The 19880-nt window shown below is 65.2% G+C and carries 21 protein-coding genes; 11 read left to right on the top strand and 10 right to left on the bottom strand.

The window, feature by feature from the left end; all coding sequences use genetic code 11:
• The first annotated feature begins 29 nt into the window (after positions 1 to 29).
• The 4 genes from DK926_RS03030 (at position 30) to DK926_RS03015 (ending at position 3568) form a co-directional block, all read left to right on the top strand.
• Positions 30 to 743, top strand: coding sequence for a metallophosphoesterase (locus DK926_RS03030; RefSeq protein WP_114328705.1), 714 nt, complete (start codon positions 30 to 32; stop codon positions 741 to 743).
• Positions 733 to 1590 (top strand): chromosome partitioning protein ParB, encoded by an 858-nt coding sequence (locus DK926_RS03025; protein ID WP_068428094.1) that lies wholly within the window; start codon positions 733 to 735, stop codon positions 1588 to 1590. The genes DK926_RS03030 and DK926_RS03025 overlap by 11 nt, the downstream gene beginning before the upstream one ends.
• A gap of 104 nt (positions 1591 to 1694) precedes the next feature.
• Positions 1695 to 3215, top strand: coding sequence for an MFS transporter (locus tag DK926_RS03020; RefSeq protein ID WP_114328462.1), 1521 nt, complete (start codon positions 1695 to 1697; stop codon positions 3213 to 3215).
• A 62-nt stretch (positions 3216 to 3277) separates the two neighbouring features.
• Complete coding sequence (locus DK926_RS03015) at positions 3278 to 3568, top strand: hypothetical protein (RefSeq protein WP_114328460.1); 291 nt, start codon at positions 3278 to 3280, stop codon at positions 3566 to 3568.
• A gap of 62 nt (positions 3569 to 3630) precedes the next feature.
• Here the strand turns inward: DK926_RS03015 and ugpC are convergent, their stop codons facing one another.
• From ugpC to DK926_RS02985, 6 genes are all read right to left on the bottom strand, one after another.
• A complete protein-coding gene (gene ugpC, locus DK926_RS03010; protein WP_068428087.1) occupies positions 3631 to 4800 on the bottom strand; it encodes a sn-glycerol-3-phosphate ABC transporter ATP-binding protein UgpC in 1170 nt (389 codons plus the stop codon).
• 5 nt (positions 4801 to 4805) lie between these two features.
• On the bottom strand, positions 4806 to 5639 hold the full coding sequence (locus tag DK926_RS03005; protein WP_068428084.1) for a carbohydrate ABC transporter permease: 834 nt from the start codon (positions 5637 to 5639) through the stop codon (positions 4806 to 4808).
• Entirely contained in the window at positions 5639 to 6583 is a 945-nt protein-coding gene (locus DK926_RS03000) for a sugar ABC transporter permease (RefSeq protein ID WP_068428081.1), read from the bottom strand. Before DK926_RS03000 ends, DK926_RS03005 begins: the two co-directional genes overlap by 1 nt.
• Positions 6580 to 7902 carry an ABC transporter substrate-binding protein gene (locus DK926_RS02995; RefSeq protein ID WP_114328458.1) on the bottom strand — a complete coding sequence of 441 codons (1323 nt, stop codon included), beginning with the start codon at positions 7900 to 7902 and terminating at the stop codon, positions 6580 to 6582. Before DK926_RS02995 ends, DK926_RS03000 begins: the two co-directional genes overlap by 4 nt.
• 173 nt (positions 7903 to 8075) lie before the next feature.
• Complete coding sequence (locus DK926_RS02990; RefSeq protein WP_068428075.1) at positions 8076 to 8567, bottom strand: general stress protein; 492 nt, start codon at positions 8565 to 8567, stop codon at positions 8076 to 8078.
• A 5-nt stretch (positions 8568 to 8572) separates the two neighbouring features.
• Positions 8573 to 9544 carry a CoA ester lyase gene (locus tag DK926_RS02985; RefSeq protein WP_068428072.1) on the bottom strand — a complete coding sequence of 324 codons (972 nt, stop codon included), beginning with the start codon at positions 9542 to 9544 and terminating at the stop codon, positions 8573 to 8575.
• Positions 9545 to 9601: 57 nt separating this feature from the next.
• On the opposite strand from DK926_RS02985, the gene DK926_RS02980 reads away from it, so the two are divergent.
• From DK926_RS02980 to DK926_RS02950, 7 genes are all read left to right on the top strand, one after another.
• Entirely contained in the window at positions 9602 to 10876 is a 1275-nt protein-coding gene (locus DK926_RS02980) for a CBS domain-containing protein (protein ID WP_068428069.1), read from the top strand.
• Positions 10873 to 11427 carry a DUF1003 domain-containing protein gene (locus DK926_RS02975; protein ID WP_068428066.1) on the top strand — a complete coding sequence of 185 codons (555 nt, stop codon included), beginning with the start codon at positions 10873 to 10875 and terminating at the stop codon, positions 11425 to 11427. The genes DK926_RS02980 and DK926_RS02975 overlap by 4 nt, the downstream gene beginning before the upstream one ends.
• A gap of 54 nt (positions 11428 to 11481) precedes the next feature.
• Complete coding sequence (locus tag DK926_RS02970) at positions 11482 to 12348, top strand: lytic transglycosylase domain-containing protein (protein ID WP_243636603.1); 867 nt, start codon at positions 11482 to 11484, stop codon at positions 12346 to 12348.
• Between the two features lie 98 nt (positions 12349 to 12446).
• Positions 12447 to 13316 (top strand): murein transglycosylase, encoded by an 870-nt coding sequence (locus DK926_RS02965; RefSeq protein ID WP_207890718.1) that lies wholly within the window; start codon positions 12447 to 12449, stop codon positions 13314 to 13316.
• Between the two features lie 27 nt (positions 13317 to 13343).
• Positions 13344 to 14480, top strand: a complete 1137-nt coding sequence (locus DK926_RS02960) for a P-loop NTPase (protein ID WP_068428057.1) — start codon at positions 13344 to 13346, stop codon at positions 14478 to 14480.
• A 133-nt stretch (positions 14481 to 14613) separates the two neighbouring features.
• Positions 14614 to 16011 (top strand): amino acid ABC transporter substrate-binding protein/permease, encoded by a 1398-nt coding sequence (locus DK926_RS02955; RefSeq protein ID WP_240930828.1) that lies wholly within the window; start codon positions 14614 to 14616, stop codon positions 16009 to 16011.
• Positions 16008 to 16757 (top strand): amino acid ABC transporter ATP-binding protein, encoded by a 750-nt coding sequence (locus DK926_RS02950; protein WP_114328453.1) that lies wholly within the window; start codon positions 16008 to 16010, stop codon positions 16755 to 16757. Before DK926_RS02955 ends, DK926_RS02950 begins: the two co-directional genes overlap by 4 nt.
• 74 nt (positions 16758 to 16831) lie before the next feature.
• On the opposite strand, the gene tatB is transcribed toward DK926_RS02950, so the two are convergent.
• From tatB to sigE, 4 genes are read right to left on the bottom strand one after another with little or no spacing between them, the layout of a single operon-like run.
• Positions 16832 to 17230: a Sec-independent protein translocase protein TatB gene (gene tatB / locus DK926_RS02945; protein ID WP_068428049.1), complete on the bottom strand. Its 399-nt coding sequence runs from the start codon at positions 17228 to 17230 to the stop codon at positions 16832 to 16834.
• Between the two features lie 17 nt (positions 17231 to 17247).
• Positions 17248 to 18714, bottom strand: a complete 1467-nt coding sequence (locus DK926_RS02940) for a trypsin-like peptidase domain-containing protein (protein ID WP_243636602.1) — start codon at positions 18712 to 18714, stop codon at positions 17248 to 17250.
• An 11-nt stretch (positions 18715 to 18725) separates the two neighbouring features.
• Complete coding sequence (locus DK926_RS02935) at positions 18726 to 19061, bottom strand: hypothetical protein (RefSeq protein ID WP_068429034.1); 336 nt, start codon at positions 19059 to 19061, stop codon at positions 18726 to 18728.
• Positions 19062 to 19077: 16 nt separating this feature from the next.
• Positions 19078 to 19689 carry an RNA polymerase sigma factor SigE gene (gene sigE / locus DK926_RS02930; RefSeq protein ID WP_114328449.1) on the bottom strand — a complete coding sequence of 204 codons (612 nt, stop codon included), beginning with the start codon at positions 19687 to 19689 and terminating at the stop codon, positions 19078 to 19080.
• Positions 19690 to 19880: the final 191 nt, after the last annotated feature.

Below are 19880 nucleotides of genomic sequence, written 5' to 3'. Positions count from 1 at the left end.
CACCACAGGCGACCGGTAGCGTCGTGCGCGTGGTCTCTGTCCTCGCCGTCGCCGACGAAACGATCGAGAGTCTGTGGAGTGCCCAGGTTCGATCGATGGACGTCGACCTCATCCTCGGAGCCGGGGATCTCCCGTTCGACTACCTCGAATACCTGACCGACGCGCTGAACGCCCCGTGCGTGTTCGTCCCAGGCAACCACGACCCGGATCTGACGGGTTATTCGGCAGGACGTGCAGGCTGGATGCGCGCCGGATTGCCGACGACGTGGCCCGGCCCGGTCGGGGCCGTCAACGCCGACCGCAAGATCGTTTCCGCGGCCGGTCTGCGCATCGCCGGCCTCGGCGGATCCATCCGCTACAACGGCGGGCCGAACCAGTGGACGCAACGACAGCAACGGCGTCGAGGAAAATCGCTGACGCGTACGAAGACGTGGGCCGAGAAGGTCCGCGGTGATCAGCGCGGCGTCGACGTTCTGTTGACCCACAGTCCCCCGTTCCGTGTGGGCGACGGCACCGACCCGGCGCACGTCGGCTTCGACTGCCTGCACGACGTCACCCGCATCCTTCGGCCACAGATATTGCTGCACGGCCACATCCATCCGCACGGACAGACGCCCGAGGACCTTCGCCTGCACAGCTCCGACGTCGTCAACACCGTCGGATACACGTTGCTCGACATCGAGCCCGACGGGGAACGCAGAGAACACGCACCCACGATCGTGAGGCGACGCCATGGCACGTGACACCGGATTTCCTGCAGCCGACGCCGAGAACGATTTCACCCGGCAACGCCGTCGCGCCGACATCGCACGACTGGTCGGATGGCTGCGCCGTCAGCCCGACGACGTCAACACGATCCTGCCGTTCGACGAGGTCGTCGCCGCCCTCGGCAAGGTCGGCGAGCGGCACCTCGGCCTACAGGTGATTCGCGTCGACTCGATCGTCGGCAGCGTCGATCGGACGCGTGACTTCGACCGGTTCTTCCGTCCGACGTCCGCGCGCACCAGGGAACGCTGGCAGCGGCTCGCGGCGGCCCAGCGCCGGGGCGAAACGATGCCGCCGATCCAGGTGTATCGCATCGGTTCGATGCACTTCGTGCTCGACGGCCATCACCGCGTGTCGATCGCGTTCGCGATGCACCGGACGACGATCGACGCGTCCGTCACCGAGATCGTGACGCGAATCTCACCCGAGGGAATCACCCGTCGCGGCGACCTCCTCATCAAGGATCACCGACGGATCTTCCTGTCGCGCGTGCCGTTGACGGGCAAGGCGCGCGAGGCTGTCACCGTCACCGATCCGTACGACTATGCCGAGCTCAGTGAGTCCGTCGAAGCGTGGGGGTTTCGGCTGATGCAGGAGGTGTCGGAGTTCGTCGACCGCGCCACCGTGGCCAGACGCTGGTTCGGCGAGGAGTTTCTCCCCGTCGTGCGCATGGTCCGCGCGGCCGACATCCTCGAGGGCCGCACGGACGCCGAGGCCTATCTGTGGATGATCCGCGAGCGGTATCGCCTCGTGCGCGAGCACGTCTGGAACGACGAGATCGTCTCCGAACTGCGCGAGCGTGCGCAGCACACGCGAGGACGGTAGGTACTTCTCGGCTTTCGTCGCGGCGTCGAACCTGATAGGTAATTAGATGCATATATCAAGCAATTGCATTTCTTTCTTTCGGTTCACGTAACGAGGTAGCTTTCATGTCCCGCCCCGGCCGGTTGCTCGTGCCTTCGCTCTGTTTCGTCGTGATGACTCTCGCTGTCCTACAGACCATGGTCATCCCCATCGTCGGAACCATCGGTAGCCAACTCCAGGTGAGCACGACGGCCGCCGGCTGGGTTCTGACGGCCAATCTGCTTGCTGCCGTCGTCGCAACGCCCGTCATCGGTCGGCTCGCCGACCTGTACGGAAAGCGGCCCGTTCTGATCGCCGTCATGGGACTCGTCCTGCTCGGCTCGCTGATCGCCGCGCTCACGCACTCGCTACCGCTGCTCATTCTCGGGCGTGTTCTGCAGGGCGTCTCGTACGCGCTGTTCCCCATCGCGCTGGCGGTGCTGCGCGACGAGATGCCACCCCGCAAGCTCGTCGGCGCGATGGCGATCCTGTCGGGCACGTTGGGCGTGGGCGGCGGGTTCGGCCTCGTTCTGACCGGACTGCTCACCGCCGACGGCGCCGACTACCACCGCGTGTTCTGGCTGACGGTCGGCTTCGTCGCCGTCGCGATCACGCTCGCGTGGTTCGGCATCCCCGCTCGCCGACGCACCGGCTCGGGTTCCGTCGACTGGTGGGGTGCCGCGCTGCTCGCCGTCGCTCTCGTGCTGCTGTTCCTCGCGCTGACGCAGGGACGTACATGGGGTTGGGGTTCGTTGCCGACGCTGGGAAGCGCGATCGTCGGCGCCGTCGTCCTCGCCGGGTGGTGGGTGTTCGAGAACCGGATCACCGCTCCTCTCGTCGCACCTCGGATGCTGACGCACGGGCCGTTGCTCGCGACCAACGTCGCGACGCTGTTCGTCGGAATCGGCATGTTCGTGAATTTCCTGGCATGCAGCTACTTCGTGCAGACGCCGCGCGCAGTCGCGGGCTACGGGTTCACCGCCGATGTGCTCGCCGCTAGCGTCGTCTATCTGTTGCCGGGGGCGGTGGTCGGCGTCGTGGCAGCCACCGCGAGCGGGGCCCTGATTCGACGCTTCGGTCCGCGCCCGATTCTGATCTCCGGCGGCGTCGTCGGTTTCGTCGGCTTCGTGTTCTTCGTGTTCTTCCACGCCGCGACGTGGCAGGTGATCCTCGCGTCGTCGGTCATCAACGTGTTCGTCTCGCTGGCGTTCGCCGCAATCCCGAATCTCCTGATGGCCGAGGTGGCACCCGCGGACACCGGAATCGCCAACAGCGTCAACTCGATCGTCCGCACCGTCGGAACGTCCATCGCGAGTGCGGTGCTGACGACGATGCTCGCGACGTACACCCTCGCGGGCACATCGGTGCCGCGGGAGGCCGTCTACACCGCGGCCTTCGCCGTCGGCGCAGTGGCGTGCGCGATAGTCACGTTGTCCGCCTTGGCAATTCGCGTACCCGCGAAAACGATCGCCGAGCGCAGCACGGTCGTCTCGCCGCGCCGCACCGAGCCCACCAGACTCACAGGAAACTGTGTGGATCAGCGGGTATCGACCCAGGGGAAACAGCCCGAAACCGCTGGTCCGAGCACCCTGGCAAAGGACTGCTGACCCTCTGGGAGAACAGGATTTCCCCTGTCGGAGGACGCGGTGCGCGACCTACGTTGGTTCGCATGAACACACGAAAGATACTGACCCGCACCGCAGTCACGAGCGCACTCGTCGCCGTCCCACTCGTGGCCGTTGCCGGCACCGCGTCCGCGGATCCGATCGGCGACAACCACGACGACCGTGGCCAGAACCAGCCCGTCCCGCAGTTCCAGCTTCCGCAGTTCCAGTTGCCGCAGCTGCAGCTCCCCGACCTGGCACCGCAACCCGATCCGGCCCCGCTGCCCGCACCGACCGCGGTCCCGCAGTTCGGGCCGAATTTCTGGCAGGGAATCGGTACCGGTTCGGCCGGCTGACCGACCCGTGCGTGGGAATGTACAGCCCGCTGTACATTCCCACGCACGTGCGCCGCAGTCGCCTACAGCGTCAGATTCGCACCCGACGCGTGATCGAACACCGACACCTTCGCCGGGTCGAACCACAGCTCGGCCTGACGCCCCACTTCGGCTTTCGATTCGGCAGCCAGACGCGCGACGACCTGTGCACCACCGAGATCCGAGATACCGGCGTCGGCTGCGAGCTCGGCCAGTTCCGCGGACTCGACCTTGTTGCCCTTCAACGTGAAGTAGGCGTACTTGTCGCTACCCATCGATTCGAGGACGTCGACGTCGACGGTGATCACCGTGCCGCTCATCTTCTGATACGAATCGATCAGCGAGGCGTCCTCGAAGTGTTCGGGCCTGATGCCGACCACCACTTCCTGACCGGGGTTCTTCGACTTGATCGTCTGCATGCGCTCGGACGGTAGTTCGAATTCCCCGAGGTCGGTCTTCACGCCGTGCGCCGTCAGCTGTCCCGGAACGAAGTTCATCGACGGCGATCCGATGAAGCCGCCCACGAACAGGTTTCGCGGCTTGTCGTACAGCTCCTGCGGCGAACCGATCTGCTGCACGATACCGCCGCGCAGCACGACGACGCGGTCACCGAGCGTCATGGCCTCGGTCTGATCGTGGGTGACGTAGACGGTCGTCGTGCCGAGTCGCTTCTGCAGCCGCGAGATCTCGGCCCGCGTCTGCACACGCAGTTTCGCGTCGAGGTTCGACAGCGGCTCGTCCATCAAGAACGCCTTGGGCGTGCGAACGATGGCGCGTCCCATGGCAACTCGCTGACGCTGGCCGCCCGAGAGGTTCGACGGCTTGCGGTCGAGGTGCTGACTCAGGTCGAGAATCTTCGCGGCTTCTTCGACTTTCGTATTGATCTCGTTCTTGCTCATCTTCGCGAGCGTCAACGGAAACGCGATGTTCTGACGCACCGTCATGTGCGGGTAGAGCGCGTACGACTGGAACACCATCGCGATGTCGCGATCCTTCGGTGCACGCTCGTTGACGCGTTCGCCCGCGATCCGCAGCTCACCGGACGAGATGTCCTCCAGACCGGCGATCATGTTGAGCGTCGTGGACTTTCCGCAGCCCGACGGCCCGACGAGAATGATGAATTCGCCGTCGGCGATGGTGATGTCGACGTCGCTGACGGCGGCGGCACCGTCCGGGTACAGCTTGGTGACTTTGTCGAGAACGATTTCGGCCATGACGGTTATCCCTTCACTGCGCCGGACGTCAAGCCCGCCACGATACGTCGTTGGAAGAAGAGCACGAAGATGATGATCGGAATGGTGATGACTACGGCCGCCGCCGCGATGGACCCGGTCGGCTCCTCGAACTGGGAGCTACCGGTGAACTGAGAGATCGCGGCCGGCACCGTGATCGACCGTTCCGTCGCCGTCAGCGAGATGGCGAGCAGCAGGTCGTTCCACGCGAAGATGAACACCAGAATCGCGGCGGTGACGATGCCCGGCGCGGCGAGAGGCGCGATGACCTTGCGGAACGCCTGGGCGGGGGTTGCACCGTCCATCTTCGCGGCTTTCTCCAGCTCCCACGGGATCTCGCGGAAGAAGGCGGAGAGCGTGTAGATCGCCAACGGCAGTGCGAACGTGATGTACGGGATGATCAGGCCCGGCCATGTGTCGAACAGTCCGAGTGCGCGTTCGATGTCGAACAGCGGTGTCACGAGCGAGATCTGCGGGAACATCGCGATGAGCAGCGCCGCGCCGACGAGAAGTTTCTTGCCGGGGAATTCGAGTCGTGCGACGGCGTAGGCCGCCATCGTTCCGATCACGACGGCGATGAACGTGGTGATCAGGCCGATACCGATCGAGTTGATCAACGCCGACGTGAACTGGTTGGTCGAGAAGATGCCCTTGTAGTTGTCGAACGTGATCGAGCTCGGGATGAACTTGCCGTCGGCGATGGTGGCCGTCGACTTGAACGACAGACTGATGATCCACGCCAGCGGAACCAGCGCGTACAGCAGCACCAGCACGTTGACGACGGTCCAGCCGACTTTCTTGCGAGGCGTTACGGTCGTCATTACTTGCGGCCTCCGTCGTCCGAGCCCGGCGCCGAGGCACCGAACAGCTTGATGAACACGAACGCGATGATGGCGACGCAGAAGAAGATGAGAACGCTGATCGCCGAACCGAGTCCGAGGTTGAATGCTCCGAACAGGTTGTCGTAACCGAGAATCGACACCGATCCGGTTCCGTTGCTGCCCTTGGTCAGAACGTAGATGTTGTCGAAGATGCGGAATGCGTCGAGCGTGCGGAACAACAGCGCGACGAGGATCGCCGGCTTCATCAGCGGAATCGTGATGCGTATCAACCTCGTCCATGCGCCTGCGCCGTCGACCTGTGCCGCCTTCAGCAGATCGTCCGGTACGAGCGCGAGGCCGGCGAGAAGAAGCAGAGCCATGAACGGCGTCGTCTTCCACACTTCGGCGAGAACGACGATGGCGAGGGACGGCAACTGCTCGGTCAGCGGCGCACTGCCGTCGGGAAGCAGGTTGGCCAGGTAACCCGTGCCGGGCGTCCACGCGTAGTACCAGCTGTACGCGGCGGCGACCGTGACGATGCCGTACGGGATCAGCACGACGGTGCGGACCAGTCCGCGTCCGAAGATGGTGCGGTGCATGATGAGTGCGACGGCGAGACCGAGAACGAACTCGATGACCACCGAGACGATGGTGATACCCGCGGTGACGGCGAACGCCGTCCACCAGTAGCCGTCGGTCAGAACCGTCACGTAATTGGAGAGTCCGACGAATTCGCGGTCGTCGGGGAAGGCCAGGTTGTACTTCTGCAGGCTGAGCCAGAACGCGTAGACGATCGGATAACCCGTCACCGCGATCATCATGATCGCGGCGGGCGCGATCAACAGCAGCCCGAGTCGACGCTCGGCCTTCTTGCCGTCGGACATCTGCTTCAGGACGGCCTGCTTGTCGTAGGTCGTCTCCCGTTCGGTGGTGGGTGCGCTCATGGAATCAGCCCTTCGGAATTGACTGCCTTGGAGACGAGGTCGGCGAGCTTGTCCACGTCCGCCACCGGGTCGATGTTCTGAGGCGGATTGAGCGCGTCGGCGAGAAGGATCGAAATGCTCTGGTATGCAGGCGAAACCGGGCGCACCGCGGCGTTCTCGATGGAGTCGAGCACGCCCTCCCACGCGGGGTACACGGCCTGGAACTCGGGATCGGAGTACAGCTGCGCGAGCACCGGCGGCACACCACCGTTGACGGCGTTGTTGCGCTGGTTGTCCTCGTTGGTCAGGCAGGCGACGGCCTCCCACGCGAGGTCCTCGTGCTGCGTGGTCTTGGCGACACCGATGTTGAATCCACCGATCGTGACCTTGGCGGGCGTGTCCGGAATGACCGCGGGATACGGTGCGCTACGGAACACTTCGGCGACCTTGGCGTCCTGCTGATCCGCGGGCACGCCGGTGAGATCGAGGAACGGCACCGCGCCTGCAGCCGCGTTCTCCTTGAGACCGGGAAGCACGAACGGGTAGTTGACCTGGAAGGCCGAGTTGCCCGCCTCCATACCCAATCGTGCTGTGGCTTCGTCGGTCTGCGAGATCGACGGATCGTGCCCGTCGGCGGTGGCGACGCGCTTCATGATCTCGAGCGTCTTCTCCGTGGCCGCCCGATGCTCGGGAGTGTCGTTGAGCGTGACGGTCGTTCCGTCTTCGGCGACGACCTGTCCGCCCGCGCTGACGAGAAGGCTGTTGAACCAGACCATCAAGCCCTCGTACTGCTTGGCCTGGACACCGATGTACGCCGGTTTGCCCTGGGCCGCATTGGCCTCCGCCTCGTCGATCATCTGATCCCACGTCTGCGGCGGCTCACCGCCGGGCACCTGGTCCGGTCGGTACCAGAGCAGCTGCGTGTTCGAGTTGAGCGGCACCGCGTAGAGCTGATCCTGCCACTCGGCCGTCGCGAGCGGCCCTGCCAGCGTCGACCCGTCCGTCAGCTTCGCGGCGAGGTCGTCGGGAACGGGTAGTGCCCACCCCGCCTCGGCGAACTCGGCCGTCCAGACGACGTCGAGCGTCATCAGATCGAGCGTGCCGTCGTTGCCCGCGAGCCTGCGGGCCAACTGGAGTCTCTGATCGTTGGCACTCTTCGGGAGCGTCCGCTGCTCGACCTTGTAGCGGCCGTTCGACGCGGCCGAGCAGGCTTCCGCGGCTTGCGCGTACTGCTCGGCACCGTCGGCTGCGGTGTAGAAACTGAGCACCGGCGTGCCGCCACCTGACGACGAACACGCGGTCAGCAGCGGGCCCACTATCAGCGTGGCCGCCGCCAACACGCCTATCCTGGTTGCGTTTCCGGGCCTCGAACGACGCTGTCTCGGCACTCTCGCCTCCCACTGTTCGACTACTCGTGCAGTAACTCCGTTACCTATTGCCCTGCACGTAAAGAAACGTAACCGAACCGAGGGTGCTCGAGGCGAAATTGGGACTATTCCGTAACAACGCCCAGTTACAGCGACAGCTTCGCGAGCATGTCGCGGGCCTTTTCGGCGCTCTTCGGTTCGCAGAGAACGTCGTAACGACCGGCCACCAACTGCATGCTCGACGCGAAATCCCGTTGTCCCTTGGTCGCCGCGTACGGGATCGCAGTGGAGATCAGACCGAAGATGATGCCGCCGACGATGCCGATGACGAGCGCGCCGAGAATGTTGCCGTTCGTGAAGATCCCCAACACCAGACCGAGGAAGACTCCGAGCCACGCGCCCGAAACGATTCCTCCGCCAATGACTTTGGGCCATGTGAGGCGTCCGAGAACCCGCTCGACCTGCATCAGGTCGACGCCGACGATGGTCACGTCCTGCACGGAGAACTCTTGATCGGACAGGTAGTCGACGGCCTTCTGTGCTTCTGCGTACGTCGGATAGGAACCGATCGGCCAGCCCGACGGCGGCGTCGGAAGCCCTTGGCCACCGCGGCCCGGCTGCGAAAGTGGGTTCGTCATGCCCCCTATTGTGCCCCCGATGTCCGGTTCGCACCCTCACTGCGTGTCATTCCGGCGGCGCGCCCCTTGGCCGAGACGACGAGAGCCATCTTGCGGCTGGCTTCGTCGATCATCTCGTCGCCGAGCATGACGGCGCCGCGGGCGCCGCCGGCGTCGGACGTCGAGTACTCGTAGGCCTCGAGAATCTCCTCGGCTTTGTCGAAGTCGGCCTGGCGCGGACTGAAGATCTCGTTGGCGGCGTCGATCTGCGTCGGATGCAGCACCCACTTGCCGTCGAAGCCGAGGCCCGCGGTGCGGCCGGCCGCGCGTCGGAACGCGTCGACGTCGCGGATCTGCAGGTAGGGCCCGTCGATGGCCTGCAGACCGTGCGTGCGGGCCGCGAGAAGAATGGTCATCAGGATGTGGTGGTAGGCGTCGCCGGTGTCGTACCCCTCGGGCTGCTCCCCGACGACGAGCGTGCGCATGTTGACGCTCGCCATCATGTCGGCGGGACCGAACACCAACGTCTGTACCCGCGGGCTGGCCGTGGCGATCTCGTCGATGTTGCGCAGACTCGTCGCGCTCTCGATCTGCGGCTCGATGCCGATCGCGCCGACCTCGAGTCCGGCGTTCTTCTCCACCTGAGTCAACAACAGATCGAGCGCCTGCACGTGCGACGCCGTCTCGACCTTCGGCAGCAGAACGGCGTCGAGGTTGGCGCCTGCACCGGACACGACGTCGACGACGTCCAGGTGCGTCCACGGCGTCGTCCAGTCGTTGACGCGCACGACCTTGATCTGGTTGCCCCACCCGTCGGAGTTGAGCGCGTCGACGATGCGTCCGCGTGCCTCCGCCTTGGCGATCGGCGCGACGGCGTCCTCCAGATCGAGGAAGATCTCGTCGGCGGGCAAGCCTTTCGCCTTCTCGATCATCTTCGCGGAACTGCCGGGCACGGCGAGGACCGAGCGCCGAGAACGACCGCTTTCAGGCGAACTCATCTCCGCTGGACTCCTTCGATTCTCTGGTTGGTCCTTCAACGCTCTAACCTTGCCATCATGGCAGCACTGAGCAAGGTATTCGCGGCCAGGCTCGCAGGTCTGGTGGTACTCGGACCGGACGGTGAATCGATCGGCCGCGTCCGCGATCTCGTGGTCACGATGAGACTGGGACGCGCGCAACCACGCGTGCTCGGCCTCGTCGTCGAACTTGCCACGCGCCGAAGAATTTTCGTGCCCATGCTGCGCGTGACGAGCATCGAGCCGAACTCGGTGCAGCTCACCACGGGAAACGTCAGTCTGCGGCGATTCTCGCAGCGCGCGAACGAGATTCTGGTGTTCGCGCAGATTCTCGACTCGAAGGTGCGCGTCGACGATCCCGAACTCGAGGAACTGCACGACACCGATTCCGTCGTCGTCGATCTCGGCATCGAACTGACCCGTACCCGTGACTGGCTCGTCGCCCGTGTCGCGGTCCGACGCCTGCGCGGCAGGCTTGCGCGACGCGGGTCGATGCACGTCGTCGACTGGCAGCACGTGCAGGGTCTGACGCAGAACGCACTGTCGCTGCCGGGCCAGGGCGTCGCACAGTTGCTGATGCAGTTCGAGGATCTCCGTGCCGCCGACGTCGCCAACGCGATGCGCGAACTCCCGGTGAAGCGACGGATGGAGGTGGCGTTGGCGCTGGACGACGAGCGTCTCGCCGACGTCGTCCAGGAGCTGCCCGACGACGACCAGGTCGAGATGATGCACTACCTCGGCAGCGAGCGCGGCGCGGATGTGCTCGAGGCGATGGACCCGGACGACGCCGCCGACCTCCTCGGCGAGCTTCCCGAACCGGAGGCCGAATCGTTGCTGCGCTTGATGGACCCCGAGGATTCTGCGCCGGTCCGCCGTCTGCTCGAGCACTCCCCCGACACCGCGGGCGGTCTGATGACTCCGGAGCCGGTCGTGCTGTCGGCGTCGACGACGGTTGCCGAGGCCCTCGCCCGGGTGCGCAACCCGGACTTGACGCCTGCGCTGTCGTCGCTCGTGTTCGTGGTGCGACCCCCGACGGCGACGCCCACCGGCGCGTACCTCGGATGTGTGCACCTGCAGCAGTTGCTCCGTGAGCCCCCTGCCAGTCTGGTCGGCGGCGTCATCGACAAGGCTTTGCCGCGGCTGTCGCCGGAGGACAGCCTGACGGCCGTCACGCGATATTTCGCGACGTACAACCTCGTCTGCGGCCCCGTCGTCGACGACGAGGATCATCTGGTCGGGGCCGTCACGGTCGACGACGTACTCGATCACCTCCTCCCGGAGGACTGGCGAGATCAGGAGGTGGCAGGTCAATGAAGGAATCCGCACGCGCCCGGATGGACACCCCGCAGGGGTCGCGGTTCTTCAACTGGCATCTCGACGTCGATCTCGGCAGTTCGGGTGAACGCGCCGCCCGATTCCTCGGTACCGGTCGTTACCTGGCCATCCAGACGATCGTCGTCGTGGTCTGGATTTTCCTGAACGTCGCCGCGGTCAGTCTGCAGTGGGACCCCTATCCGTTCATCCTGTTGAACCTCGCGTTCTCGACGCAGGCCGCCTACGCGGCACCGCTGATTCTGCTGGCGCAGAACCGTCAGGACGACCGGGACCGCGTGTCGCTCGAGGAGGACCGGGCTCGCGCTCAACAGACCAAGGCGGACACCGAATTCCTTGCGCGCGAACTCGCGTCACTGCGCATCGCCGTCGGCGAGGTCGCGACGCGCGACTACCTGCGTCGCGAACTCGACGAGATCCGCGAAATGCTCGAAGGCCTCGACGGCCAGGCGACGACGTCGAAGAAGTCACGAAAGAAGGCGCGGCAGAGCCAATCGGCGGAATCCATCCTGGGAGAACACCCCGAACTGTAACGTGTATCACTTATGCGGACCCGGGGGAGAATTCGCAGACGAGCGAGCTCTCCCGTGCTGTGCGCGATCGTCGTGGGCGCAGTGGGCGCCGCGGCGGTATCGGCGTCGGTCGGCGTCGTCGAACAGCCCGTCCCCGTGGTCTCGCCGGCCCCACTCCCCCTCGCGGACACGGTTCCCGGCCTGACCGCGCCGAGTCCGAAACCCGATCGCACGCTCACCGTGTTCGTTCCGGAGGAACCCGACGAGCCCGACCCGGAACCGGGCCCCGTCGACCCGCCGAGCGTTCCGGAATCGGTAGCGGTGGCCTATTCCAACGCCGAAGCCGCGCTGGCATCGGAGAACCCGTCCTGCCACCTGCCGTGGTACCTGCTCGCCGGGATCGGGCAGGTCGAGTCCGGTCACGCGTACGGCGGCCAGATCGACGCCGACGGCACCACGGTCACGCGCATCGTCGGCCCCGTTCGGGGCGGCGACCCACGACACGAGCGGGCCGTCGGGCCGATGCAGTTCATTCCGTCGACGTGGGCGCGGTACAGCTCCGACGGCAACGACGACGGAGACAAGGACCCGAACAACATCTACGACGCCACCCTCGCGGCAGGCCGGTATCTGTGTGCGGGCGGGCTCGACCTGTCCGACCCGGCAGACCTGACCGCGGCACTTCTGCGCTACGGCAACTCACCGGTCTTTGTCGCGGACGTGCTCGCGTGGTCACAGGCGTACTTGCTGGACGGCGAATCGGTGACCCACATTCCGAGCGCGCCCGCGTCCGGCGCGCCGGTGGAGGAGTACGGCACTTCGCCGTCGACCATCCCCGCGCCGGTGCCCGACACGCCGCCGCCGCCAGCCCTGTTTACGTTCGCACTTCCCCCTCTGCCACCCTTGCCATGTCTCGTTTCGTGCACGGCCCCCGCGCCTTGATAACAGCGAGGTAACGGAAACGTCTCGAATCAGGTAGCCTCGACTCCGGTTCAGTCACGGAGGCCCGAAGAAGCCGGGCAATTTGGAGGTTACGAGGCGTGGGACGTCACAGAAAAGCATCGAATTCCAAAGCCCGCCGGAACTCGGTGATTGCTCTGACAGGACTGGTCCCCGCCGGGCTCGTCACCGCCGCCACGTCGGCAGGTGCGGCCGAGCACATCCCGTTCATGACGTCGGCGTCGCAGCAGAGCGCCGAACCGGTCGTCGAGACCCCCGAGCCCCTTGCGGAACAGACCGACGCACAGCCGGTCGCCGCGGCCGAGGCTCCCGTCGCGCAGGAAGTAGCCGCTCCAGCGCCTGCTCCCGAGCCCGAGGTCGCACCGACACCCGAGCTGCCCACGAACCTCGCAGCCAGCCCGATCGCGATCCCGACGGTCAACGTCTCGGCGTACAAGAACGCCGAGAGGATCCTCGCGACCGAGCAGCCGGGCTGCGGAATCAGCTGGACCATCATCGCGGGCATCGGCCGCGTCGAGTCCACGCACGCAAACAACGGCAAGGCCGACGATCTCGGCGAACTTCTCGAGCCGATCCTCGGGCCCCGTCTCGACGGCACCCTCGCCGGCAACAACGTCATCCCGGACACCGACGGCGGAGCCCTCGACGGCGATCCCCACTACGACCGCGCGGTCGGACCCATGCAGTTCTTGCCCGAGACGTGGAACCACTACCACGCCGACGGCAACGGCGACGGCATCTCCGATCCGCAGAACCTGTTCGATGCGGCCCTCGCCACCGGCAAGTACCTGTGCGACGGCGACCTGAACCTGCGCGATCTGGGCCAGACCACCAAGGCGATTCTGCGGTACAACAACTCGATGGCCTACGTCGCCAACGTGCTCGCGTGGTCCGCCGGATACCAGACGGGCATCGTCCCGACGTCGGACCAACTCCCCCGCATCCACTGACACTTTCGGTCCGCATAGCATGGAGAAATGGCAGTTCTGACGGAATCCGACGTTCGCGGCGCACTCACGAAGGTCGTCGATCCGGAAATTCGCAAACCGATCACCGACCTCGGAATGGTCAAGAGCGTCACGATCGGTGACGGCGGCGCCGTCGAGGTGGGGATCTACCTGACCACCGCCGGGTGCCCGATGCGCACCGAGATCAGCGACCGCGTCACGAAGGCCGTCGCCGACGTCGCCGGGGTCGGCACGATCACCGTCGAACTCGACGTCATGAGCGACGAGCAGCGCACCGAACTGCGCAAGTCTCTGCGAGGCGACTCCGCCGAACCCGTCATCCCGTTCGCGCAACCGGGCTCGCTGACGCGGGTGTACGCGGTCGCGTCGGGCAAGGGTGGCGTCGGAAAGTCGTCGGTGACGGTCAATCTCGCCGCGGCGCTCGCGAAGCGCGGCCTGTCGGTCGGCGTGCTCGACGCGGACATCTACGGCCACTCGGTGCCGCGCATGCTCGGCAACGACGCGAAGCCGACACAGGTCGAGAAGATGATCATGCCTCCGCAGGCGCACGACGTGAAGTTCATCTCGATCGCGCAGTTCACCCAGGGCAACACTCCCGTCGTCTGGCGCGGACCGATGCTGCACCGTGCGCTTCAGCAGTTTCTCGCCGACGTCTTCTGGGGCGACCTCGACGTCCTGCTCCTCGATCTGCCGCCCGGCACCGGTGACATCGCGATCTCGGTCGCGCAGTTGATCCCCGGCGCGGAAATTCTGGTCGTCACGACGCCGCAGCAGGCTGCCGCCGAGGTGGCCGAGCGCGCGGGCGCGATTGCGCTGCAGACCCGTCAGCGCATCGCGGGCGTCGTCGAGAACATGTCGTGGCTCGAACTTCCCGACGGTACGCGCATGGACATCTTCGGATCCGGTGGCGGACAGGACGTCTCGGATCGCCTGACGAAGGCCGTGGGCGCGAAAGTCCCTCTGCTGGGCCAGATTCCGCTGGACACCGCGGTTCGAGAAGGCGGCGACGCGGGCACGCCGATCGTGCTCGCCGCTCCGGAAACACCTGCCGCGCAAGCGCTCGAATCGGTCGCACAGAAGCTCGCGGTGCGTGAACGCGGACTCGTCGGAATGTCTCTGGGAATCGACACGACTCGGCATCTGTAGATCGGGCGTGTGACTCGCGTCGCAACCTGAGACTTGCCTGAGAGCCGCTGTTGGATGAAGAGTGGCAGGCATGAAAATCCCGCACACGAAGGGCCGCGGCGTCATCGCCGCGGCCTTCGTCCTGTTTACCCTCATGCTGGGATCGGTTCTCGCTCCCTCGATCGCGTCGGCGCAACCGGCTCCCCCGCCGGGCCAGAACTACACCATCGCCACCGACGTGACGTTCGCGCCGTTCGAGTTCCAGGACGAGAGCGGCAATCTCGTCGGCATCGACATGGATCTACTGAAAGCCATCTCCGAGGACCAGGGCTTCACCTACAGCGTCGACGCCGTCGGCTTCGACGCGGCACTGCAGGGCGTCACCGGTGGACAGTTCGACGGCATGATCGCCGGTATGTCCATCACGGACGCGCGCAAGGCAACGTTCGACTTCTCCGATCCGTACTTCGAATCCGGCGTCCAGATGGGCGTTCTCGACAGCGACGATTCGGTGACGTCCTACGAGGATCTGCGCGGTAAGACCGTCGCGGTCAAGAACGGCACCGAGGGTGCGACGTTCGCCGAGTCCATCAAGGACCAGTACGGTTTCACCACACGCTACTTCGCGGATTCGTCGTCGATGTTCGACGAGGTGCGCACCGGTAATTCGGCTGCGGTGTTCGAGGACTACCCCGTTCTCGCCTACGGCATCAAGCAGGGCAACGGATTCAAGACCGTCACCGAGAAGGAGCCGGGCGCCAGCTACGGATTCGCCGTCGCGAAGGGTCAGAACCCGGAGCTTCTTCAGCAGTTCAACACCGGCCTCGCGAACCTGAAGGCGAGCGGACAGTACGACGACATTCTCGACACGTACCTCAATTCCGACGCCAGCACCGACGACAACTCGATCATCGGGCTGATCAAGAGCACATGGAAGTTGCTGCTCGAAGGTCTGTGGCTGACGATTCTGCTCACCGTCATCTCGATCGCGATCGCCCTCGTACTCGGTGCGATCTTCGGCCTGTTCCGTGTCTCGACCAACATCGTGCTGCGCGGTATCGGCACCACCTACGTCGACATCTTCCGCGGCACTCCGCTTCTGGTGCAGGCGTTCTTCATCTACTTCGGTATCCCGGCAGCGCTCGACTTCCAGATGTCGGCGTTCACGGCAGGCATCATCACGTTGTCGCTCAACGCAGGCGCCTACATGGCCGAGATCGTGCGCGGCGGCATCCTGTCCGTCGACAAGGGCCAGATGGAAGCGTCGCGCAGCCTCGGCATCAGCTACCTGAAGTCGATGCGGAAAGTCGTGATGCCGCAAGCAATTCGGACGATGATTCCGTCGTACATCAATCAGTTCGTCATCACGCTGAAGGACACGTCGATCCTGTCGGTCATCGGCCTCGCCGAGCTGACTCAGACCGGACGCATCATCATCGCCCGAAACTTCCAGTCGTTCAACATGTGGCTGATCATCGGCGTCCTGTACTTCATCATCATCATGGCGCTCACCAAGTTGAGCAATCGCATCGAGAAGAGGATCAACAAATGACGGTCGACGAGAAGGCCGGCGTCAAGATCGCCGTCAAGGATCTGCACAAGGCGTTCGGCGACAACCAGGTTCTGAAGGGAATCGACACCGACGTCGCGTCCGGTGAAGTCGTCTGTGTCATCGGCCCTTCGGGCTCCGGCAAGAGCACGTTTCTACGGTGCCTCAACAAACTCGAGGACATCACGTCGGGCACGGTCGTGGTCGACGGCTACGACCTCACCGACAAGAAGGTCGACCTCGACAAGGTTCGCCAGCACATCGGCATGGTGTTCCAGCACTTCAATCTGTTCCCGCACATGACGGCACTCGAGAACGTGATGCTCGCTCCTGTCGAGACGAAGCGGCAGTCGAAGGCCGAGGCCAAGGAAACGGCGCTGAAGCTGCTCGATCAGGTCGGCCTGTCCGACCGCGCGCACTACCGGCCGGCGAACCTGTCCGGTGGGCAGAAGCAGCGCGTCGCGATCGCACGTGCGCTCGCGATGAGCCCGTCGATCATGCTGTTCGACGAGGCGACATCCGCGCTCGACCCCGAGATGGTCGGCGAGGTACTGCAGGTGCTGCGCGACTTGGCGAAGGGCGGCATGACGATGGTCGTCGTGACCCACGAGATGGGCTTCGCCCGCGAGGTGTCCGACCGTGTCATCTTCATGGCCGACGGCGTCATCGTCGAGGAGGGAACGCCCGAGCAGATCTTCGGGAACCCGCAGCACTCTCGTACTCAGGACTTCCTGGACAAGGTGCTGTAAGGGGGCGCCCACCCCGCATCGATGGTCCGTGGCATCCGATGGACAGGTGCCACGGTCCATCGATGCCGGCGAAATCAGGTGGCGTCGGCGTCGATCGGCGGCGTCTGGCCGGGTGGGAGCTTCTTCTCGAGCGACGGCTTCGGCGACGAACCCGAGCCGTTGGTTCCCGGCTTCTTCGCGTCGAAGTTGCCGGTGAAGATCGAGTCGTCACCGTCGAGCAGGTGCTTGGTGATGACAGCGCGAGGCGTCATCCCGCGAAGCTGATTGAGGTCGGCCAGCGGTTTGCGCAGATCCTCGAAATCGGTGCCGAGCTCGTCCTTGAGCTGTTGGCTCGCGCCGTTGGCGTACTCCTTCACCTGACGCATGGTCTTGGTGACCCAGGTGATGGCACCGGGAAGCCGGTCGGGACCGAGGATGACGAGAGCTGCTACCAGGAGAATGACGAGCTCTCCCCAGCCGATGTTGCCGAACACGGGCCCAGCTTACGTGTTCAGTCCGAAATCGGCGTGACGGTGACGTCGACGAGACGTCCCGACCGCACCAACTGCACGGGCGTCGCCTGGCCGATCTCGCTGGCCTGCACCGCGACGACCAATTCGTCGGCGCTGGTGACGGCACGATCGCCGACCTTGGTGATGACGTCGCCCTCGACGATTCCCGCCTGCTGCGCCGGTCCGCCCGAGCGCACGTTGGCCACCTCGGCGCCGGAGGTGGCGTCGTTGACGACCGAACGCGCGTTGATGCCGATGTCCGGATGCTTCATCTCGCCGGTGCGGATAAGAGACTGTGCGACCTCGGTGACGTCGTCGATCGGGATCGCGAAGCCCAGACCTACCGAGCCGCCGCTCTCGCTGCGAATCGCCGAGTTGATGCCGATGACGCGTCCCTCGGCGTCGATCAGCGGTCCACCCGAGTTACCCGGGTTGATCGCGGCGTCGGTCTGAACGGCGTCGATGACCGCATCGGTGTCGGTGCCCTCGCCGGACAACCGCACCGGCCGATCGAGCGCGGAGACGATGCCCCGCGTGACGGTCTTGTTCAGACCGAGCGGAGAACCGACGGCGACGACGTCCTCACCGACTCGGACGTCCGCCGAACTTCCGAGTTCGGCGACGGTCAGGTTGCCGACGTCGGTCTTCAGCACCGCGAGATCGGTCTTGGTGTCGCGTCCGACGATCTGCGCCGGAACCTTGGTGCCGTCGGAGAACGTGACCTGCAGCGTGGCATTGTCCGGGTTGGTCGCGGCCATCGAGATGACGTGGTTGTTGGTGACGATGTAGCCGGCGCCGTCGATGACGACGCCCGATCCGGTGCCCGCGTTCTCGCCGAGCGTGACCTGAATGGACACGACGGACGGCAGAACCGCGTCGGCGACCCTGGCGACCTGTCCCGGCGGAAGATCCTCACCGGACGACTGCGTCAAGTTGACCTTCTGACTGGTCAGAGCGCCGGTGACCTCGGCGGTCTCGCGGCCGATCAGGCCACCGACCAGGCCGATTCCCAGCGCGATCACCCCGAGTACGACCAGCGCCTTCGGTGCGACGCGTTCTCCGAACAAGACTTCGCGCACACCGAGCTTCGGACCGACCGGCACCTCGGCTGGTGTCGGCGTCTGCGCACCGGCTGCGCCGAGACGGACGGCCGAATGCGGATCGCGCCACGGATCCTCGGGTTCGGGCTCGGTGTCGACGACGGTCGACGACGCGTCGGGATCGCGCTGGAGGGAGGACGTCGCATCGGCGGGACGGCCGAACGCCTCGGCCAGGACCGGGTCGGGTGTACGCACCGACATCGACGGCGACGGCTCGGACCTACGGGCGACCGGCGTGAACGAACCCGTGACGTCACGAGGACGAGAGAAAGCGGCAGCGGATGCACTGTCGACCTCCGGCCGGTGCACGGGCCGCGGTGGAAGTCGGGGCGCTTCGGGATCGGTGTGCGTGCTCGCGTCGGTCACGATCGTCCAGGCTACCGACGGCGCCGACGAATTCCGACCACCGACGTGACGATCGCCCGCTTTCTGCGTTCCAGGGCGTCTTTCTTGTCGGTCGGCTCGCACATCGGGATCTGGCTGAGCAGACCGAGCAACGAGTGCGGCATCGACAGGTCACCGGAACCACGAAGCGCGGTTCGGGCCTGCTGCTGAGCATCGACCTCGGCGGCACATTCCTCGCACTCGGTGATGTGGTGCGCGGCGCGCAGGTACGCGCTCATCCGCAATTCGCCGTCGACGAACGCGGCGATCGCCTCGCTGGCCAGGTGCTCGGTGGAGCTGAACTGCCGTGGCTTGCGGGCCTGCGTCATCCAACCCTCCTGATAGCTACTGGGCACTGGCGTGAGCCGAGTCGGCCTTTCCGTTCACTCGAAGGTACTCGCGTAGTGCCGCACGTCCTCGGTGGATCCTGCTTCGAACCGTACCGAGCTTCACTCCCAGTGTTGCACCGATCTCCTCGTAGGACAGTCCTTCGATGTCACACAGGACGATGGCGGCACGGAATTCGGGCGCCAACGAGTCGAGCGCAGACTGCAGATCGGGGTCGAGGCGAGCGTCGTGATAGATCTGCTCGGGATTGGGAACGTCCGACGGCACCCTGTCGTAATCCTCGGGCAGCGCTTCCATGCGGATGCGGTTGCGACGACGGACCATGTCGAGAAACAGGTTGGTGGTGATGCGGTGCAACCAGCCCTCGAACGTGCCCGGCTGGTAGTTGGACAGCGATCGGAAGACACGGATGAAGGTGTCCTGCGTCAGATCCTCGGCGTCCTGGGCGTTGCCGGACAGCCGGTACGCCAAGCGGTACACCCGGTCGCCGTGCTCGCGCACGAGCTCGTCCCACGACGGCATGGAAGATTCCTCGCCCGTGGCATCGAACACTGCGGTACCGGTGGCGTCCGCGGCGTCGTCTGCGACGGCGTCGGGCAACCGAGTCATGTCTCGGTCTCCGTTGACTGTGTAGATGGTTGGATCCTCCTGCTCAGGACCTAAGTCGGGGGTCCTGCTCCTGCCGCGTTCAACTCTCGGCGCGGTCGCATTTGTTCCCGTTGTCGGTCTTCTCGATCAAGCGATCACGAGTAGCTTCTCCCACCGGGGTGTGGGAGTCGTATGAATAACCTGAGGCGCCG

The sequence above is a fragment of the Rhodococcus sp. Eu-32 genome, from assembly GCF_003336925.1.
Taxonomy (GTDB): Bacteria; Actinomycetota; Actinomycetes; order Mycobacteriales; family Mycobacteriaceae; genus Rhodococcoides; species Rhodococcoides kyotonensis_B.
Note: the sequence above shows the minus strand (reverse complement) of the source record. Positions and strands in the feature narration are given on the sequence as shown.

Coding starts and splice junctions, on each gene's coding strand:
- DK926_RS02955 (WP_240930828.1), top strand. CDS start 14,614: ATGCTGGGATCGGTTCTCGCTCCCTCGATCGCGTCGGCGCAACCGGCT.
- DK926_RS02975 (WP_068428066.1), top strand. CDS start 10,873: ATGAAGGAATCCGCACGCGCCCGGATGGACACCCCGCAGGGGTCGCGG.
- DK926_RS03000 (WP_068428081.1), bottom strand. CDS start 6,583: ATGAGCGCACCCACCACCGAACGGGAGACGACCTACGACAAGCAGGCC.
- DK926_RS02960 (WP_068428057.1), top strand. CDS start 13,344: ATGGCAGTTCTGACGGAATCCGACGTTCGCGGCGCACTCACGAAGGTC.
- DK926_RS02950 (WP_114328453.1), top strand. CDS start 16,008: ATGACGGTCGACGAGAAGGCCGGCGTCAAGATCGCCGTCAAGGATCTG.
- sigE (WP_114328449.1), bottom strand. CDS start 19,689: ATGACTCGGTTGCCCGACGCCGTCGCAGACGACGCCGCGGACGCCACC.
- DK926_RS03025 (WP_068428094.1), top strand. CDS start 733: ATGGCACGTGACACCGGATTTCCTGCAGCCGACGCCGAGAACGATTTC.
- DK926_RS03015 (WP_114328460.1), top strand. CDS start 3,278: ATGAACACACGAAAGATACTGACCCGCACCGCAGTCACGAGCGCACTC.
- DK926_RS02980 (WP_068428069.1), top strand. CDS start 9,602: ATGGCAGCACTGAGCAAGGTATTCGCGGCCAGGCTCGCAGGTCTGGTG.
- DK926_RS02990 (WP_068428075.1), bottom strand. CDS start 8,567: ATGACGAACCCACTTTCGCAGCCGGGCCGCGGTGGCCAAGGGCTTCCG.
- DK926_RS03020 (WP_114328462.1), top strand. CDS start 1,695: ATGTCCCGCCCCGGCCGGTTGCTCGTGCCTTCGCTCTGTTTCGTCGTG.
- DK926_RS03005 (WP_068428084.1), bottom strand. CDS start 5,639: ATGACGACCGTAACGCCTCGCAAGAAAGTCGGCTGGACCGTCGTCAAC.
- DK926_RS02985 (WP_068428072.1), bottom strand. CDS start 9,544: ATGAGTTCGCCTGAAAGCGGTCGTTCTCGGCGCTCGGTCCTCGCCGTG.
- DK926_RS02935 (WP_068429034.1), bottom strand. CDS start 19,061: ATGACGCAGGCCCGCAAGCCACGGCAGTTCAGCTCCACCGAGCACCTG.
- ugpC (WP_068428087.1), bottom strand. CDS start 4,800: ATGGCCGAAATCGTTCTCGACAAAGTCACCAAGCTGTACCCGGACGGT.